Genomic DNA, 20197 nt, shown 5'->3' on the forward strand with positions numbered 1-20197 from the left:
TGTTGAGGTCTGTTTTAGCATTTTATTAACGTATAGGTTTAAATTTACGATATGTATACAATAAGTGTTTGGTGTTGCTTTTTATTAACTGAATATTCTAGTTAATAACTTAAACTAAATATCTGATAGATATCCAATCAATATCTTGAGGAACCATGCCTTAATAACTAATTTAAATACAACTAAATGATGAAGAAAAATATTCTTGGACTCCTTCTTTTATTAGTAACATTCTCAGTTTTCGCTCAGGCCAATAAAGTCGTTGTCGAAAACAATACCGACGGAATGAGACTAAAAGTCGATGGAAAAGATTTTATGATCAACGGTATGAATTGGGATTATTTTCCAATTGGGACTAATTTCACCTATAGCTTATGGAAGCAATCAGATGATGTGATTAAAGCAGCACTTGACGCAGAAATGGGTTTGTTGAAAAACATGGGTGTTAATACGGTTAGAATGTATACTGGTGTACAACCTAAGTGGGTTCAATATATCTACGAAAACTATGGTATTTACACGATGCTTAATCATTCATTTGGTAGATATGGTCTTACCCTTAATGGTGTATGGACGCCTATTACAGATTATAGGAATCCTGCAACGCAAGAGTTGTTAATGTCTGAAGTCACTAAAATGGCTGAAGACTACAAAAATACGCCGGGACTATTAGTATTCTTATTAGGTAACGAAAATAATTATGGCTTGTTTTGGGCAGGTGCAGAAACCGAAGATTTCCCAGATGATGATGAAGAAAAGAAGTTTATTGGAGAAAGTCGTGGAAGGCCAATGTATAAACTCATGAACGATGCAGCGATTAAGATGAAAGAGATTAGTACATCTCGACCTGTAGCTATATGTAATGGTGATGTATTATTCATAGATATTGTTGCAGAAGAATGTAAAGATGTTGACATATATGGTACAAACATGTATCGTGGAGTAACATTTACCGATGCATTTCAAACAGTTAAAGATAAATTGGATATTCCTATTATGCTTACTGAATTTGGATCAGATGCGTTTAATGCTTTAGAAAATCAAGAGGATCAAAGGTCTCAGGCTTTCTATATGGTTAGCAATTGGAAAGATATTTATGAAAATGCGGCAGGTTTAGGAAAAGCAGAAAACTCTATTGGAGGCTTCACCTTTCAATTTAGTGATGGCTGGTGGAAATTTGGACAGACTAAAAATTTAGACATTCATGATAATAATGCATCTTGGGCAAACGGGGGCTACTATCTCGATACCAAGGATGGTTCTAACAATATGAATGAAGAATGGTTTGGTATCTGTGCTAAGGGACCAACTAACGAAAGAGGATTATACACATTATATCCAAGAGCAGCATATTACGCTTTAAAAGAAGCACATAGTTTAAATCCGTATGAAGATGAAATGACCGCTGAATTTGTTGATAATTATTTTAGTAATATCGAGTTAATGGATGCCGTTTTGAGAGCTAGAGGCGATAAAGCAGCTCTTAGTGGTGGATCTTCTAGTAAAATAAGATTGAGCAATTTACGTGCTGAGTTCTCAACATTTAGTACAGGAGGAAACCTAATCACAACACCAGATACAGCTGATCCAAATGAAAACGCATTTCCTAATGAATTAGGGTTTGACCACATGCAGTCTTATTTCATTGGTGTTGAAGGTAATCCTGCACCAAATATGAGGGCTAATGTAAACTTCAATATTATAGGTAACGTTGCGCAAAATCCAATTGATGAAATCTTCTATGAAAATAGAGCAAGAGTAGTGACTTTAGACACGGATCAAGGAGAGGTGACTCTTCAAGATGTAAATCGGGTAAATGTATATAATGCAGAATTTGAATGGAATGCAAAAGACTTCGATTTAAGAGGTTTTTATAGAACAGGACATTACCATTGGGGTTACGAAGGTGACTTTTTTGGTTTATATCCAGAAGCCAATTATGGACCTAACTTAGATATCTATGGTGGTGAAATTTTAGGAGTAGAAATTGATGGAAAAGGAGTTGCTAAAGGATTAAAAGCGGCATTCGGACCACAATTATGGTGGGGAGCAAACCCAACAACATTACTAAAGTATAGCAGAAAAGTTGGAAAATATGACCTTACAGGTATCTATCATAGAGATTTTCAAACGACACTCAAATTTGACGAAAATGGTCAGCGTGTATTAGATGCTAATCAAGTTCGTACTGGTATAATTTCTGCTTGGCCGACTGAAAGAGCAACAATTGCTATTGAAAGAGATTTTGGAAAGTTCGGAATTACCCTTGGTGGTATCTGGGGAGGAAGTCCTTTAAACGGAAGTTCTTTTCAAGATATAGAAAATGGTGTAGTAGTTGAAGACAAAGTGCAAGGCAAAGATAATTGGGGAGGAAAAGCCAAAATTACTTACCAAGAAGGAAAAATTAACGTGTATGCACAAGCGGCTGTTATGGGATTAGTTGCTAATGGTGGTGCAGATCAAACTCAAACATTTACGGGCTGGAGATTAAAAGATAACGGAAGTGGCAACCAGTCTAACATCCTTGCTGGATTAACGTATACAGTTGGAGATTTTCAAATAGCTCCCAACTTCTTATGGCAAAAACCATTAGTTGATCCAATGCCTGGTGATGTTGATGCACCAGGAAGATTAAGAAATGTTATATCTGATCCTTTTGCTGTTAGAGGTAATAGAGAAACAACGGCTGGTGAAATGTTGATTACATTCGATCCAACTCCAGGTACGTGGATGTATGAATGGGATAACGATCGCGCTGAAGATGCTAAATTTGCAATGAATCTTGGTTTTGTATATCGTCACCTTCCTACACAACAAGATGCTCACATTGGTTTCTTAGCCAATCGTCAGTTTTTTGCATTTCCTAATTCTGCACCTGCAGAAGATTTATGGGAAGTTCATACAAGAATGGTGTCTAAATTAACTCCAGACTTAGGTGTAATTGGAAATTTCTACTATGGTAACGGCCAAGCAAATGGTGATAGTGAGAGATTAATTAAACGTTTTGGTGGTGATATCAGAATGATTTATAATAAAATTAAAGTAGAAACTCATGTTAAGATTAACGATTGGGGACCATTTGATTACCATAGAGATTTTAACTTGACGTATCCTGTACAATTGATGTTAGATCTGTCTACATCATTAGGAAAACCAGGTTGGTTTATTTTACCAAGCACTAAAATTGGTATTAGAGGGACTTGGCGTTCTTTAAACCAAAATTCACCTAGATATTCACCATTGGCAGCGCCAGAATTTGGTGTTCCACCAATAAGTTCGGTTGGATTTCCTGATGGTGACGAATGGGAAATTAGAACGTATGTACATATCAATATAGGAAAATAAAAAAAGCTAAAAATGAATAATATAAGATTAATTAAATTTAAGAGAGCATTCGTGTTAGGGTTAGTTTTAACCCTTACTCTAGGATGCGAAAGAGATCTTACAGATGATGCTGTTCCTGCAACATTTGCAAGAATAGGAGATGTTTTTATAGACACACCTGTTGGTTTGGGAAGTGATTTCTACTTTCCTTTTGCAGGTTCAAAACTTGATGCTGCCACATTTGATGGGGAAGGTTACGAGAGTTCAGCTTCAATCCGTATTGACGTACCAAACGCGAATGATCCAAATGGTAATTATGCAGGCGCTATTTTTAGAGTCGATGGTGCCGGTAGAGATTTATCTGGTTTTGATGCATTGACGTTCTGGGCTAAAGCATCTCAAGGTGTTAATCTAGGTGAAGTTGGCTTTGGTGTAGATTTTATTGAAGATAAATTTCAAGTTACAGCAAGTGGCCTTAGTATTGGTACCAATTGGACCAAATATGTAATTCCTATTCCTGATGCTTCAAAGTTACTAGAAGAGCGTGGTATGTTTTGGTATTCTGCTGGGACACAAGAAACAGGAGGTTCTGGGTATGTACTTTGGTTTGACGACATAAAATTTGAAAATTTAGGAACTGTTGCTCAACCGAGACCAGCAATTTTTGATGGTAATGATTTAAACGAGATTACTTTTATAGGTTCTCAAAGAGACATTTCTGGTCTTTCACAAACTTTTAATTTAGCTTCAGGTATAGATCAGACAGTTGCTGCTGCACCTAGTTACTTTGAATTTAGCTCATCTAACACAAGTGTCGCTTCAGTAAATGAATCGGGACAAATAAGTATTGTTGGTAGTGGAACCACTACGATAACAGCAACTTTAGATGGCCTTGACGCATCTGGATCAATAACATTAGAATCTTTAGGTGAATTTACTCAAGCTCCTATACCAGATAGAGCACCTGAAAATGTGATATCTGTATTTAGTGATGCATATACTAATGTTCCTGTGGATTATTATAATGGGTTTTTTGCTCCTTTTCAAACGACACTAGGAGGTGCCCCGCCTATTAATATTGGTGGAGGCGAAGTTATCAATTATACAGATTTAAATTTCGTTGGAATTGGAACATTTTTAGATGTTGCGCCTGTTAATGCTGCTCAAATGACGCATTTTCATGTCGATATCAATGTGCAAGAAGCTTTAAGTCCTGGCGATTTTATCAGAATAGAATTGCTGAATGGTGTACAAACAACGAATGAAACATCTGGTTCTGTAACATTAAACTACTCACAATTAGTATCGAATGGATGGGCTAGTTTTGATATAGCATTAGGAGATTTTAATGGTTTAAGTGTAAGAGATGCCTTAGGACTTATAATCCTAGTTACTGATGCTACAATTTCTAACGTATATGTGGATAATATATATTATTACAAAGAGGTTGTTGATCCGTCTCCAAATGTTGATGACTCTGCAGCAACTCAAGTAGCATTGCCTATAGGTTTTGAATCGACAACATTAGCTTATGATTTTGCTGGATTTGAAGGAGCGGATTCTGCTATAGAAGCTAATCCTGATCCTAGTGGAATTAATCCTACTGCAAATGTTATGAGATCCACTAAAACTGTTGGTGCTCAGTTTTTTGGAGGAACGTTTCTCAACTTGGATGCACCCATAGATTTCTCAACATCACAAAAATTTAGAATGAAAGTTTGGTCACCTAAAGTCGGTATTCCTATTAGAGTACGTTTAGAAAATGTCGATAACTCAGTTGGTATTGAACTTGATGCTACTACAACTACTAGTGGTGAATGGGAAGAATTAGAATGGGATTTCAGTGGTATGAACACATCGGCAAGTTTTGTTAAAATAGTTGTGTTTTTCGAATTTATTCCTGGATTACCTGGGGACGGAAGTATCTACTATTTTGATGATATACAAATTATTGATTAAAGTTAAAGATGATGAATAAGAAAAATAACACAAATGATATTAAGATGAAAAATTTATATATAGCTACCTGTTTATTGCTTTTAGTAACTGTGTTAACATTTACGAGTTGTAATACAGATGAAACACAAATAGTTACAACCTTAACTAATTTAACATTAGCTCAAGAGTTTGACGTAGATGGTGCACCAGATCCTAGTGTTTGGAGTTACGATATAGGTACTGGTGACAATGGTTGGGGAAATAATGAATTACAATATTATACCGACCGTCCAGAGAATATTGTTATTGAGAACGGAATGCTAAAAATGACAGCAATTCAAGAGTCATTTGAAGGTTCAGGTTACACTTCTGCAAGAATATTAACTAAAGATTTATTTCAACAAAAATACGGTCGTTTTGAAGCGAGAATCCAATTGCCTTGGGGACAAGGTTTATGGCCTGCGTTTTGGTTGTTAGGAAGTAATATTGATGAAGTCGGATGGCCGCAATGTGGTGAAATAGACATTATGGAAAATCGAGGACAAGAACCTACACTCATAAATGGTACTGTTCACGGGCCTGGTTATTCTGGCGGCGAATCTATAGGGAAACCATACGAGCTTGATGGTGATCGCTTTGATACTGGGTTTCATGTTTTCGGTATTGAATGGGGTGAAAACTACATTAACTTTTATGTAGATGATGTATTGTATAATCAAATTACACCAGATGACGTCACAGGAGAATGGGTGTATGACCATGATTTTTTCATTATTATGAATGTTGCAGTTGGAGGAGGCTTTGTAGGTTCTCCAGATGCGTCTACAGTTTTTCCACAAACCATGTTGGTAGACTACGTACGTGTATATCAATAAGCGTTCAAAAGAAACTTATTAAGAGGTTTAGACTATGCTCGACCTTGTTCAAAACGACACTAAAATATATTAAGCAATAAGATTAGCTTACCTATTATGATTGATAATAATATCACTGAAACAGAACAAAAAAGCGCATCAATGGAACAGGTTCTAATTGATAGCGAATCCTATTTTAAGATTTCCAATAGCGATGATATGCGTCCGTTTTTTATGAGTATCGTAAGTGATTCTAATCACTGGATGTTTGTGTCTAGTAATGGAGGGTTAACCGCAGGAAGAAAAAATAGTGAGTTTTCATTTTTCCCATATTATACAGATGATAAAATAACTGAGTCTGCAGACATCACAGGTAGTAAATCTATTTTTTGGGTTAATGGTAAGCATCTTTGGGAGCCATTTTCTATTCGCCAAGAAGGCTTATACAATACCACTAGAAATCTGTACAAAAATCTCTACGGAAATAAGGTGATTTTTGAAGAAATTAATCACGATTTAAATCTAACGTTTAGATATCAATGGAACTCTAGTAACGAATTTGGATTTGTAAAAAATTCAGCATTAATAAATAATGCAGATTCTGAAGTTAAGATATCTTTGATTGATGGTTTTCAGAATATTGTGCCTTATGGAGTGCCCTCAGATACCCAAACTAGAGTTAGTAATCTGGTAGATGCTTATAAAAAGAACGAACTTGAAAAAGATGCTGGTATAGGGATTTATGCCTTAAGTGCTATTATTGTTGATAAAGCAGAACCTAGTGAAGCCTTAAAAGCTAATATTGCTTGGTCCATTGGTTTTGATAATCCTAAGTATTTAGTTTCATCACTCCAGTTGCAAAGTTTCCGAAGAAAGAATCAAGTTTCAGAAGAAATTGATGTTAGAGCAGAAAAAGGCGCTTATTTTATCAATGCCGAAATCACTTTGTCTTCAAACGAGAAAAGAGAATGGGCAATCATTGCTAATGTTAATCAAGATCAGACATCTATTGCAGCAATTAGTCATCGTATAAAAACAGACAAGCAACTAGCAGAGGCTGTTCAAAAGGATATAAATAAAGGTACCAAACGTTTGATGGAGCTTAATGCTTCTGCAGATGGTTTGCAACTTACTGCAGATACGCAAAGAGATACAAGACATTTTGCTAATACACTTTTTAACATCATGCGTGGTGGAATCTTCGATGATAATTATAATGTTGAAAAGTGGGATTTCACTAACTACCTATCTAATGCCAATAAAAAGGTTTTTGCAAAAGCTGAAGCAGTTTTAAATGGATTACCGGAAGTATTCTCACTTTCGGAATTAAAAAGGATAGCACATCAAAGTGATGATAAGAACTTTAGAAGATTGTGCTTAGAATACATGCCTTTAAAGTTTAGCCGTAGACATGGTGATCCTAGTCGACCTTGGAATAAATTTTCTATCAACACAAGAAATGAGGTTGATGGCTCCAAAATTTTAGATTATGAAGGAAACTGGCGTGATATTTTTCAAAATTGGGAAGCCTTAGCTCATGCCTACCCTGAGTTTATTGAAAGTATGATTCATAAGTTTTTGAATGCTACTACTTTTGATGGCTATAATCCTTATAGAGTAACCAAAGGTGGCTTTGATTGGGAAACTATCGAACCAGATGATCCTTGGTCTTACATTGGATATTGGGGAGATCACCAAATTATATACTTGCTTAAGTTTTTAGAGTTCATTGAAAATCATAATCCAGGTAAATTAACGAGTTATTTTAATCAAGACATGTTTGTTTATGCAAATGTGCCTTATAAAATTAAGAGCTATAAAGAAACCCTTGGGAATCCAAAAGACACCATCGATTTTGATGAAGAGTTAGATGAAAAAATCCGTGAAAAACGATCAGAATTAGGAGCAGATGGCGGTTTGTTAAGAGACCAAAACTTCTTTATATGTAAGGTTAATTTTGTCGAAAAAATATTGGCTACAGTTTTAGCAAAAGTATCCAATTTTATTCCAGAAGGTGGTATTTGGTTAAATACGCAACGACCAGAATGGAATGACGCCAATAACGCCTTAGTTGGTAACGGTGTTTCAATGGTAACACTCAATTACTTGAGACGATTTCTTGATTTCTTTAAAGATGTTATATCTAAAGCAACTATTGAAAATACTGAGATTTCAGAAGAATTACTACGCTTTTTTAATACAGTTGTAGATACGCTAGATGCTAATAAAAATATCTTATCTGGTACGATATCAGATAGGGATAGAAAAACCGTTCTTGATGGCTTAGGTGAAGCTGGAAGTGTGTTTAGAACAACAATTTATGAGCATTCTTTTTCTGGAAAGAAAGAAAATGTTACAATAGAAAAACTTCAGCATTTCATTGCTATTACACTACAGTATTTAGAACATACGATTGATGCTAATAAACGATCTGATAATTTACATCATGCCTACAATTTGATGACGGTTACTAATGATTCTGAAATTTCTATTTCCTATTTGGATGAAATGTTAGAAGGTCAGGTTGCTGCTTTAAGTTCGGGTTATTTAACTTCTGAAGAAGTTCTTCAGGCATTGGATGCTATGAAACAAAGTAAATTATTCAGACCAGATCAGTATAGTTATCTGCTCTATCCAAATAAAGAGTTGCCTCGCTTTATGGTAAAGAATTGTATTCCAAAAAGTGCAGTTGAAAACTCTGAATTATTAAAGCAATTAATAGAAAACGGCAATAAGCAAATCATAATAAAAGATATTAATGGCGATTATCATTTCAATGGAGATTTTAATAACGCCAATAGTCTAAAAAGTGCATTAACCGATTTTAAAAATACGAAATATAGTCACTTTGCAGAACGTGAAATGCCTCAGCTACTTCAAACTTTTGAAGAGGTGTTTAATCATAAAGCCTTTACAGGGCGATCAGGAACATTCTATGGTTATGAAGGACTAGGTTCAATATATTGGCACATGGTGTCGAAATTACAATTGGCTGCGCAAGAATGTTGTTTAAAAGCGATTAATGATAATGAAAGTGATGAAATTGTTGGAAGACTACTTGAACATTATTATGAAATCAACGAAGGAATTGGAACACACAAACCACCAAAATTATATGGTGCTTTCCCAACCGATCCGTATTCGCATACTCCAGGAGGTAAAGGTGCTCAACAACCTGGAATGACTGGACAAGTAAAAGAGGATATTTTATCACGCATAGGAGAATTAGGTGTCTTTATAGATGCTGGTCAAATCACATTTGATCCATGTCTGTTGAGACAAGATGAATTCCTTGAAAACGAAAAGACTTATAACTATGTGGATGTTAATCAAAACTGGAAGCAAATTGAGTTGGATAAAGGCTCATTAGCATTTACCTATTGTCAAGTTCCTATTGTATATAACATAGGTAATGAAGAAAGTATTGTTGTTGTAAATAGTGATAACTCTGTTTCAAATATTAATCATCTCACGCTGGATAGAGAAATGAGTCAAAGCATATTTACACGTTCTAGCACGATTGAAAAAATAATTGTTAACGTCAATAAATCGACATTAAAATAGAAAACAGGGTAAGCATGAAATTGAAAATAAACATACTAATAATTGCAGTAGTTTCAATGGTCATGTCATCTTGTAATCAAAACCCAAAACCCCATAAAGAAATGCAAATACGCAAGCAATTGACAGCTAAGGATATACTAGGTAGCCCTAATTATTTAGCGATATCTTATGGAGGATATCGTGAAAAAGCTAGAGATAGTCAACCTACCATAGAAGAACTAAAAGATGATATAAAAATATTATCTGCTATGGGAATAAAGATCTTGAGAACCTATAACGTACAGTTACCTCTTCCTCATGCATCAAATATTTTAAAAGCAATTGAGGAACTTAAAAAAGAGGATCCAAACTTCGAAATGTATGTGATGTTAGGAGCTTGGATAGATTGTATTAATGCTTGGACAGAATACCCGGTGGATCATGATATTGAAAGCCCAAATAATGTCGCCGAAATTGATAGAGCAGTTGCATTGGCAAATCAGTATCCTGATATCGTAAAAGTAATAGCTGTTGGAAATGAAGCCATGGTGAAATGGGCTACTAGTTATTATGTGCAACCCAATGTGATTTTAAAATGGGTAACGCATTTACAAGATTTAAAACAAGACGGAAAGTTACCAACTGATTTGTGGATTACAAGCTCTGATGATTTTGCATCTTGGGGTGGAGCAGAAGATAGCTATCATGTTGAAGACTTAGAGAATTTGATTAAAGCAGTCGATTACATATCAATGCATTCTTATCCGTATCATAATTCGCATTATAATCCTGAATTCTGGGGAATCCCTGAAGCTGAAGAAAACCTTCCTGAAATAGACAAAGTCGACGCAGCTATTAAACGTGCTATTGACTTTTCAAAACGTCAATACGATAGCGTTAATAATTACATGAAAAGCTTAGGTGTTAATAAGCCTATTCATATCGGTGAAACGGGTTGGGCAACGGTATCTAAAGGATTTTATGGTCCAAATGGTTCTAGAGCAACAGATGAATATAAGCAAGGTTTGTATTATAATTTGATGCGAGAATGGACAAATAAAGAAGGGATTTCATGCTTCTATTTTGAAGCGTTTAATGAACAATGGAAAGACGCACATCATCCAAATGGTTCTGAAAATCATTTCGGTTTATTCACCATCGATGGAAAAGCAAAATACCCAATTTGGGATTTAGTAGATAAAGGTGTTTTTAAAGGGTTGACTAGAGATGGCCTTCCGATTACAAAAACATATGATGGTGACAAAGAAGCATTAATGAAAGATGTTCTGGTGCCACCATCCTTAAACGAAATAATGGCACATCGATAAATATGTTAATAAATACAGTTCAATATGAAAACAGTAAACTATTTAATTTATTTCCTTTTAGTACTACTTATGGCCAGCTGTAATGAAAAAGCTGTAAAGCAAGAAAAGCTTGAGGTTGAAGTTTATGAAACTTCGGCTAGTGGAAATAAGCTAACTAAGATTACTGAATTCACGTCGGTCGATTCTTCTATGGTTATAAAAATTTCACCAGAGAAAAAATTTCAAACCATTACTGGATTTGGAGGTGCATTTACTGAATCTTCAGCGTATTTATTAAATAAACTTAGTAAAGAAAATAGGGATATCATCTTAAAAGCATATTTCAGTAGAGAAGGTGCAAATTATTCATTGACGAGAACACATATGAACTCTTGTGATTTTTCATTAAGTCAGTATTCTTACGCTCCTGTTGAAAATGATATGAATCTTGATCATTTTACAATTGAAGATGATATTGACGATTTAATACCAATGATTAAAGATGCGATGGCTGTATCAGAAGACGGCTTTGATATTTTTGCTTCGCCTTGGACAGCGCCACCATGGATGAAAGATAATAACGAATGGGTAGGCGGAAAACTACTTCCTAAGTATTACGATACTTGGGCTTTATTCTTTTCTAAATATGTAGATGCTTACGAAGCAGAAGGAATTCCAATTTGGGGGTTTACTGTTGAAAATGAACCACACGGAAATGGTAATAACTGGGAAAGTATGCACTTTTCACCTGAAGAAATGACTGATTTTGTTCAGCATCATTTAGGTCCGAAATTAGAAGCTGATGGAAAAGGTGATAAAATCATTTTAGGTTATGACCAAAATAGAGCAGGTGTAAAAGAATGGGTAGATGTGATGTATGCTACTGAAGAATCTTCAAAATACTATGATGGAACCGCTATTCATTGGTACGAAAGCACTTATGACTTTTTTCCAGAAGCCTTGCAATATGCGCACAATAAAGCACCTAATAAATATTTAATTGAAACTGAAGGTTGCGTAGATTCTCAAGTTCCTGTGTGGCAAGACGACATGTGGTACTGGTCTAAAGAATCTACAGATTGGGGATGGGATTGGGCTGCAGAAGAAGATAAGCATTTGCATCCAAAGTATGCACCTGTTAATCGATATGCACGAGATATTATAGGTTGCCTTAATAATTGGGTAGACGGTTGGGTTGATTGGAACATGGTTCTAGATAGACAAGGAGGTCCAAACTGGTTTAAGAACTGGTGTGTTGCTCCAATAATTGTAGATCCAGATGCTGATGAAGTGTATTTCACACCAATTTACTACACCATGGCGCATTTTAGTAAATATATGCGACCAGGCGCGATTGTCATTGATGTTGATAATCCGGATAAAGACCTTATGATTACTGCAGCTAAGAATCCTGATGATTCAATTGCTGTAATCATTTTTAATGAAGGAAATACCCCTAAAGATTTTACTTTAAACCTCAATGAAAAATATGTAGATATTACAATAAGCGCACAAGCGATACAAACGATTATAGTGCCAAAATCATAAAAACTAACTAACTAAAACAAAACAATATGTCTAACATTAAAACAGCTAAAAGAGATAAAGTCCCTTTTGGACAAAAAACTGCCTTCGGCTCAGGACACTTAGTACTTAATTTATTACCAGGAGCTTTAGCCGTTTTTATGTTCTTTTTGGTAACTGCATTTGGAATGGATCCTTGGTTAGCAGGTTTGTTAGGTGGTTTACCTAGAATATTCGATGCTCTAACTGACCCAATAATGGGTTTTATTTCTGATAATACGAAGTCAAAATGGGGAAGACGACGACCGTATATTTTTGTTGGAGCTATTTTAAGTGGAATATTGTTTGCACTTTTATTCCAGCTGAATGAAGACAATTCGGTCATGTTTAACTTTTGGTATTTTCTCCTTATGTCTTTATTGTTTCTCGTTGGAAATACCATGTATGCGACACCATTGGTAGGTTTAGGATATGAAATGACATCAGATTATAATGAGCGTACACGCTTAATGGCATTTGCAAATATTGTTGGACAAATTGCGTGGATGTTAGTGCCTTGGTTCTGGGTAGTTATTGCAGACCCTACCGTATTTCCCCTAAGTGAAGAAGTATTAAGATCTATTGGAGAAATGGGACTTTCAGGAGACGAATTGATAAAAATAACAAACGAAAAATTACAAGCAACGGGAGTTCGTAAATTATCTCTTATGGTTGGGTTAGTATGTGGTGTGCTTGGGATTTTACCTGCATTATTCTGCAAAGGACTTGATGCTGGGAAAATGGAAAATAGAAAAGAAATTGGCCTTAAAACATTATCATCTAATTTTAAAGATTTAGGGATAGGTATTAAGGAAGTGTTTAAAAACAAACCTTTTATGAAGTTATGTGGCGCTACATTTTTAGTGTTTAATGGATTCCAAATGGTGGCTTCGTTCAGTTTTTTCATAATTGTATTTTACATTTATAATGGTGATTATGGTCTAGCAGGCACTTGGCCAGCTTGGTTTGCTTCACTTACTGCAATAATAACTGCCTTTATGGTTATTCCAATCATTTCTCGTATTGCTAACAAATGGGGAAAGCGAAAAGCCTTTATTATTTCAACTGTGATTTCTATCGTTGGTTATATACTTAAATGGTGGGGATTTGATAATTCTTTAAATGCACAATTCAATCAGTCAAGTATAGGTAAAGGATTAAATAGTTTTGTAGGATCAATATTTGATGCAATCAATCCTTTTTTAGACAGCATTGGTATGTCATGGTTTAGTATGGATATCAGTGAAGGTGGCCCATGGTTAATGTTCTTGCCTATTCCGTTTATGGCTTTTGGTTTAGGAGGGTTATTTACCTTGATGATGTCTATGACGGCTGATGTATGTGATTTAGACGAGTTAGAAAATGGAATGCCGCGTAAAGAAGGCACTTTTGGTGCAATATATTGGTGGTTTGTAAAGTTGGGGCAGGCAATTGCTTTGGTACTTGGAGGAGCAATATTAAGTTTAGTTGGTTTCGACGAAGGTGCTGTGAATCAATCAGCTGAAGCTATGACAAGGTTACGAATAGCAGATATAGTGATACCAGCTGCCACTGCGGCTATTGCTGTTTGGATTATGTGGAAATATAATTTAAATGAGTCTAGATCAAGAGAAATTAAAGTAGAGCTTGTAAAACGTAGAGGAGAATTATAAATAAATTATAAATAATTAATAATGTCATATAGAAACGAAGAATACCATATATATAATGGTGTAAATTTTACTGAACATTCAGGAATTGATTTTAGTAAATACTCTATTGAAGAGTTAAAAACACTTTGGAGAGCAACACTTAAAAAAGGAATGCATGGCATTTGCTTTAGCATGTATGAAGATGGTCAAGAACCTGGTGATACCATAACAGAAGCTCAGGTTGAAAGACGTGTTAAAATATTAAAGCCGTACTCTAAGTGGGTGAGATCGTTTTCTTGTATTGAAGGGAATGAACATATACCACGTATTGCTCACAAACATGGTATGAAAACTTTAGTTGGAGCCTGGTTAAGCGACAATAAAGAAGACAATGAAAAAGAAATCGAAGGTTTAATTCAATTAGCCAAAGAAGGCGTTGTTGATATTGCTGCTGTTGGTAACGAAGTCCTTTATAGAAATGATCTAACACTTGAGGAATTATTAGAGTATATAAGACGAGTGAAAGAGGCGCTTCCTGGTATTCCAGTTGGTTATGTCGATGCATACTATGAATTTTCAGTACATCCAGAACTCGTTGAAATTAGCGATGTTATTTTAAGTAATTGCTATCCATATTGGGAAGGTTGTCATGTTGATGGTGCATTAAATCATATGCAACAAATGTTTGGTCAGGTGATTGACGCTGCCAAAGGGAAAAAAGTAATTATTACAGAAACCGGATGGCCTAGTGAAGGTGGAAGTTTGAAAGGCGCTTTTTCTTCAGAAGAAAATGCTATGAAGTATTTTATAAATACACAAGTTTGGTCAACGAAAGCTGATATCGAAGTGTTTTATTTCTCATCATTTGATGAATCATGGAAAACTGGAGATGAAGGCGATGTTGGAGCTTATTGGGGACTTTGGGATAAACATGAAAAACTAAAATTCTAGTTGTTCATGTCTATTATAGACTATTGAATCACTCTAATTATTGTAATATTTCTCTATATTTATTGAATAAATTTTAATTGCAAATGAAAAAGAATAAAGCAAATATTCAATATCTAGTTTTACTTCTTGTCATAAATGTATTTTTTAGTTGTCAAGAGGAACCACAAAGAGATTTATATCCTGATGAACTCATAGGTGGACTAGAATTACTAGAAATAGATAAAACCGGTATAGATTTCAGTAACACCATTAATGAATCTACTTTTTTTAATCATTTTTACTATAGCCAAATGTATGTTGGATCTGGTGTAGCCATTGGAGATATTAATAATGATGGCTTACCAGATGTATTCTTTGGTGGTAATCAAGTAGCTGACCGGTTATATCTTAACAAAGGAAACTTTCAATTTGAAGACATTACAAAAAAATCTAGGGCTGCAAAGAATTCTGGATGGACTTGGGGTGTAACAATGGCAGATGTTAATGCTGATGGTTATCTCGATATTTATGTGAGCCGTAATGGTAATTCGGCAAACCCAGAAGATCGTAGAAATCAATTATATATTAATAATCAAGATTTAACGTTTACCGAATCTGCACAAAAATACGGTCTTGCCGATTACGGTTTTTCTACACAAGCCGTTTTTTTTGACATGGATAATGATGGTGACCTCGATATGTATCAGGTAAATCAAGTAGCAGATAAGAAATTATTACTCATTAATAAAATTCCTCGGGAACAATTCAAATTCTTTAGAGATCGATTGTACAGAAATGATAATGGTAAATTTAGAGATGTAACAGAACAGGTGGGTATTTCCACAAATGTTTCCTACGGTTTAAGTGTAAATGCAACCGATTTCAATAATGATGGTTGGATGGACTTATATGTTGCAAATGATTATGCTGAACCAGATTTTATGTATTATAATAATGGCGATGGTACGTATCGAAATGTTATTAATGAAGAATTAAAGCATATCACTCAATTGAGCATGGGTTCAGATACTGGTGATATTAATAATGATGGGTTATTAGATTTAATTACAACAGATATGACTCCCGAAGATCATTACCGATCAAAAACAAATATGGCTTCTATGAGTACTGAAGCCTTTAATACAATGGTAGAGGCTGGAGCGCATCGTCAATATATGGCAAATTCTTTGCAGATTAATACAGGCTTAGGTAGTTTTTCGGACATTGCTAACATGGCAGGAATTTCTAATACAGACTGGAGTTGGGCGAGTCTAATTGTAGATTTAGATAATGATGGCTTGAAAGATATTGTGATCTCTAACGGCATAAAAAAAGATGTAGATAATAATGATTATAGAAACAAAGTTCAAAATCTAGGGAAAGGCGCTACTGCTGAAGACCTATTTCAGTTGAGTAAGGATACACCTTCTCAACCCATTTCAAATTATATATTTAGAAATAAAGGAGGTTTAGAATTTGAAAAAGTGACTAAAGATTGGGGTTTTGATACGCCAAGTTTTTCTAATGGAATGGCCTATGGCGATTTAGATAATGATGGGGATTTGGATATCATAATAAATAATATTGATGCTCCAGCTTTCGTATATGAAAACAAAGCCACAGGGAATTTTTTGAAAATTGAGATTCAAGGTTCTGAAAAAAACACATTCGGAATTGGAGCTAAAGCAATTATTTACCACAATGGGAAGATGCAAATGGCTGAAAACACGGTAACAAGAGGTTTTATTTCTTCTGTGGAACATGATTTATTTTTTGGATTAGGTAAGGATACAGAAGTAGAAAAAGTAGAAGTGATTTGGCCTAATGGGAAAGTGAATACTTTTGAAAATGTTCAAGCGAACAAAACATTAGTTGCGAAATTTTCTAATGCTAAGGCTATTGAAAAGACAGAAGAAAAAATTGAAACATTAATTACTCAAATAAAAGCTGAAGACCTGGGAATAGACTTTGTTCACAAAGAAAACGAGTTTGATGACTTTGAAGAAGAAATATTATTGCCACATAAATTATCACAAAATGGACCTTTTTCTGCAGTTGAAGACGTTAATGGAGATGGCTTAGAAGATTTGTTTATTGGTGGAGCGGCCAATCAAAGTGGCATATTATATTTACAAAATAAAAGCGGAAAGTTTATTAAAAGTCCATCACAGCCCTGGAGTGGTGAAATGGCTTCTGAAGATATGGGATGTCTTTTTGTTGATGTTGATGGTGATCAAGATTTTGATTTATATGTCGCAAGTGGTGGGAATGAGTTTGAAACTGGAAACCAGCTTTTAAAAGACAGACTATACATCAATAACGGAGAAGGTCAATTTGTTAGGAATGAAAATGCTTTGCCAAATATCGCTGAAAGCTCACAATGTGTAAGAGCTTCAGATATAGATAATGATGGCGATTTAGATTTATTTGTTGGTACACGGCTTATAGCTAGACAATATACCTATCCAGCAACCAGCTATATATTGATTAATGAAAATGGCAACTTCAAAAAAGCATCTAATGAAATTGCTGCTCCTTTAACCAGTATTGGTATGGTTACCGATGCCGTATTTACCGATATCGATAATGACAACGATGAGGATTTAATGATCGTAGGGGAGTGGATGGAAATAAAAGTACTCACAAATAATGAAGGCGCTTTTGAAGATGAATCTGAAACCTACGGACTTAAGGATACTAGAGGAATCTGGTGGTCAATTACTGCTGGCGACTTGGATAATGATGGCGATGACGATTATGTTATTGGTAATTTAGGAAAGAATAATAAGTTTAAAGCTACTGAAGAACATCCGTTTAAAGTATACGCTAATGATTTTGATGACAATGGAACAAACGATATTGTTCTAGCTAAGTTTTATAAAGATGATTATGTACCGCTTAGAGGAAGGGAATGTACGAGCCAACAAATGCCATATGTAGCCGAAAAATTTAAAGACTATGATAGTTTTGCCTCTTCTAAACTAATAGATATTTTACCAGAGGACAAGGTCGATGGTGCTGTTGTTTATGAAATTAAAAACTTTGAAAGTATTATTCTAATTAATGAAAACGGAAAATTAGTTAGAAAACCGCTTCCAATAGAAGCTCAGATTTCACCAATAAAGTCGACACTTATATTTGATATTAATAATGATGGACACCAAGATATAATTACTGTAGGTAATCATTATGGTGTTGAAGTTGAAACGACACGTTATGATGCAGGGTTTGGAACTGTACTTTTAGGTGATGGAAAAACCAATTTCAATTTCGTTTTACCGAATAAAAGTGGTCTATATGTTCCATACGATAGTAGACAATTAATACAGTTACATGTAAGTAACAAAGACTTGATTCTTGTAACTAACAATAACAAAGACCTGTCAATTTTCACTATTAAACGTTAAGATGCCGTTTGTATAGGTTTTGTTTTTCTTTCAAAAACTCATTTTTTCATGTTTAAATCGCTAAAGAGCAAGTAGTTAGTATTATTTTGTTGTTCTGTCTTCTATGTAATTATTTTCAACACGTATAGTTTTTGTATAGGTACCTTATGCTATGAAACTCAATAAAAAACCTGTTATTGTACTATAATATTAATTTAACTCAAAAAATTATGAAAAAAATTACATTTTTATCCCTCCTTTTGGCTGTGTCTTTAGGATACTCGCAATCCGATGTTTTAGAAAACTTTGATGGTACTGCACCATCTGTTAGTTTTGCTGATGATAATAATAATGCCTCTGCTGCTGTAAGTTCCACTGAAGCAGCGTCTGGTGCAAATTCGCTAGAATTAATTACCACTGCTGCAGGAGCTCCATGGCAAGGTGCCAAGCTTCTTATGCAAAACAATAAAATAGACATGAGAGATGCTACCACAGGAGTTGGTACAAACAAAGTGGTTACATTTAATTTATATTCTACTACTGCAAGACGTTTTCTGGTAAAATTATCAAATGGTGATGCTGATCCTGCTGGAACTGATCCTAATTTGGAATCTAAGACTTCTACAGTTACACATGGAGGAACAGGTTGGGAACCAATGACTGCCGACTTTACGGTACCGGCAGATGTAGGCCAACCAGGTTATAACCCACCAACGGACCAATTTTCAGCTATCGTATTATTTCCTTTATTTGATACTGCCGGCGGTGATGGTTGGGACGTCTGTTGCGATCCAAATACTGCTTTGGTTACAACGACATATATTGATGACATAGTTTCTTTTGCAGGTGACGCAATTGTAGTGGATCTATGTACTAACGGTGTTCAAGATGCTGGTGAGGGAGGTATAGATTGTGGAGGTACTTGTCCTGATGCTTGTCCAATTCTGCCAACTTCGGCAGCGCCAACCCCACCAAACAGAGCAGCAGAAGATGTTATATCATTATTCAGTAATGCATATACAGATACTACAATTGAAACGTGGAATGCTGCTTTTGATGATTCTACTTCTGAAGATGTAGTCAATTTTGGTGACGATATTAAAAAAATAACCTTTACTAACTTTATCGGAGTAGAGTTTACAAACAACAGAATTGATGCATCTACAATGACATATTTCCATATGGACTTTTGGACAAATAATACAGATTTAGTAGGGAAAGTATTTAACTCTAAATTCTCTCAATGGGGTGGTGGAGCTAGTGAAGTTTCTGCTATGGAATTGAATATAAATGATGGAACAACTCCTGCAGTAGTAACTGGAGCTTGGGTTTCTATCGATGTTGAAATAGCTACAAATTTCTCAAATAACTTAACAAGAGATGATTTAGCTCAATTTTTAATTACTTCTAACTTAGGAGTTGTATATGTAGATAACATCTATTTTCATAAAAACACAGTATTAAGTACTGATGAATTTTCAACAGCTAATTTTAAAGTATATCCTAACCCAACAGCAACTAATTGGACAATTTCTGGTAACAGCCCAATTACTAAAGTTACTGTTTATGATATCTTAGGTAAGAAAGTATCAACATTAACTTCAAATCAAAATGAAGTTGAAATTAATACTGATACTATGAGTCCAGGTATGTATTTTGCTAAAATTGAAAGTGATAATGGTTCTAAAACCGTTAAGCTTATCAAACAATAGATAGTAATA

At 34.9% G+C, this 20197-nt stretch carries 10 protein-coding genes; all 10 read left to right on the top strand.

All coding sequences use genetic code 11. The features are described 5' to 3' along the window. The first annotated feature begins 189 nt into the window (after nucleotides 1-189). The 10 genes from V7719_RS13190 (at nucleotide 190) to V7719_RS13235 (ending at nucleotide 20188) form a co-directional block, all read left to right on the top strand. On the top strand, nucleotides 190-3345 hold the full coding sequence (locus tag V7719_RS13190; RefSeq protein ID WP_335730407.1) for a glycoside hydrolase family 2 TIM barrel-domain containing protein: 3156 nt from the start codon (nucleotides 190-192) through the stop codon (nucleotides 3343-3345). A 12-nt stretch (nucleotides 3346-3357) separates the two neighbouring features. Then, the gene (locus V7719_RS13195; protein ID WP_335730391.1) at nucleotides 3358-5283 is read left to right on the top strand and encodes an Ig-like domain-containing protein; all 1926 of its coding nucleotides are present in this window, start codon (nucleotides 3358-3360) and stop codon (nucleotides 5281-5283) included. 44 nt (nucleotides 5284-5327) lie between these two features. Further along, nucleotides 5328-6137: a glycoside hydrolase family 16 protein gene (locus V7719_RS13200; RefSeq protein ID WP_335730392.1), complete on the top strand. Its 810-nt coding sequence runs from the start codon at nucleotides 5328-5330 to the stop codon at nucleotides 6135-6137. Between the two features lie 141 nt (nucleotides 6138-6278). Then, the gene (locus tag V7719_RS13205) at nucleotides 6279-9680 is read left to right on the top strand and encodes a hypothetical protein (protein ID WP_335730393.1); all 3402 of its coding nucleotides are present in this window, start codon (nucleotides 6279-6281) and stop codon (nucleotides 9678-9680) included. 14 nt (nucleotides 9681-9694) lie between these two features. Beyond that, nucleotides 9695-10987 carry a glycosyl hydrolase family 17 protein gene (locus V7719_RS13210; protein WP_335730394.1) on the top strand — a complete coding sequence of 431 codons (1293 nt, stop codon included), beginning with the start codon at nucleotides 9695-9697 and terminating at the stop codon, nucleotides 10985-10987. A gap of 24 nt (nucleotides 10988-11011) precedes the next feature. Further along, nucleotides 11012-12514 (top strand): glycoside hydrolase family 30 protein, encoded by a 1503-nt coding sequence (locus V7719_RS13215; protein ID WP_335730395.1) that lies wholly within the window; start codon nucleotides 11012-11014, stop codon nucleotides 12512-12514. 26 nt (nucleotides 12515-12540) lie between these two features. Next, nucleotides 12541-14181, top strand: coding sequence for an MFS transporter (locus V7719_RS13220; protein WP_335730396.1), 1641 nt, complete (start codon nucleotides 12541-12543; stop codon nucleotides 14179-14181). 21 nt (nucleotides 14182-14202) lie between these two features. After that, nucleotides 14203-15111, top strand: coding sequence for a glycoside hydrolase family 17 protein (locus V7719_RS13225; RefSeq protein WP_335730397.1), 909 nt, complete (start codon nucleotides 14203-14205; stop codon nucleotides 15109-15111). An 83-nt stretch (nucleotides 15112-15194) separates the two neighbouring features. Beyond that, nucleotides 15195-18497, top strand: a complete 3303-nt coding sequence (locus V7719_RS13230; protein WP_335730398.1) for a VCBS repeat-containing protein — start codon at nucleotides 15195-15197, stop codon at nucleotides 18495-18497. A gap of 209 nt (nucleotides 18498-18706) precedes the next feature. Next, on the top strand, nucleotides 18707-20188 hold the full coding sequence (locus V7719_RS13235) for a T9SS type A sorting domain-containing protein (RefSeq protein WP_335730399.1): 1482 nt from the start codon (nucleotides 18707-18709) through the stop codon (nucleotides 20186-20188). Nucleotides 20189-20197 lie beyond the last annotated feature (9 nt).

The organism is Psychroserpens sp. (assembly GCF_036960315.1).
Lineage (GTDB): Bacteria > Bacteroidota > Bacteroidia > Flavobacteriales > Flavobacteriaceae > Psychroserpens.

Bases quoted from the DNA above. Each gene is read 5' to 3' on its own strand.
- V7719_RS13190 (WP_335730407.1), top strand. From the start codon at position 190: ATGAAGAAAAATATTCTTGGACTCCTTCTTTTATTAGTAACATTCTCA.
- V7719_RS13195 (WP_335730391.1), top strand. From the start codon at position 3,358: ATGAATAATATAAGATTAATTAAATTTAAGAGAGCATTCGTGTTAGGG.
- V7719_RS13200 (WP_335730392.1), top strand. From the start codon at position 5,328: ATGAAAAATTTATATATAGCTACCTGTTTATTGCTTTTAGTAACTGTG.
- V7719_RS13205 (WP_335730393.1), top strand. From the start codon at position 6,279: ATGGAACAGGTTCTAATTGATAGCGAATCCTATTTTAAGATTTCCAAT.
- V7719_RS13210 (WP_335730394.1), top strand. From the start codon at position 9,695: ATGAAATTGAAAATAAACATACTAATAATTGCAGTAGTTTCAATGGTC.
- V7719_RS13215 (WP_335730395.1), top strand. From the start codon at position 11,012: ATGAAAACAGTAAACTATTTAATTTATTTCCTTTTAGTACTACTTATG.
- V7719_RS13220 (WP_335730396.1), top strand. From the start codon at position 12,541: ATGTCTAACATTAAAACAGCTAAAAGAGATAAAGTCCCTTTTGGACAA.
- V7719_RS13225 (WP_335730397.1), top strand. From the start codon at position 14,203: ATGTCATATAGAAACGAAGAATACCATATATATAATGGTGTAAATTTT.
- V7719_RS13230 (WP_335730398.1), top strand. From the start codon at position 15,195: ATGAAAAAGAATAAAGCAAATATTCAATATCTAGTTTTACTTCTTGTC.
- V7719_RS13235 (WP_335730399.1), top strand. From the start codon at position 18,707: ATGAAAAAAATTACATTTTTATCCCTCCTTTTGGCTGTGTCTTTAGGA.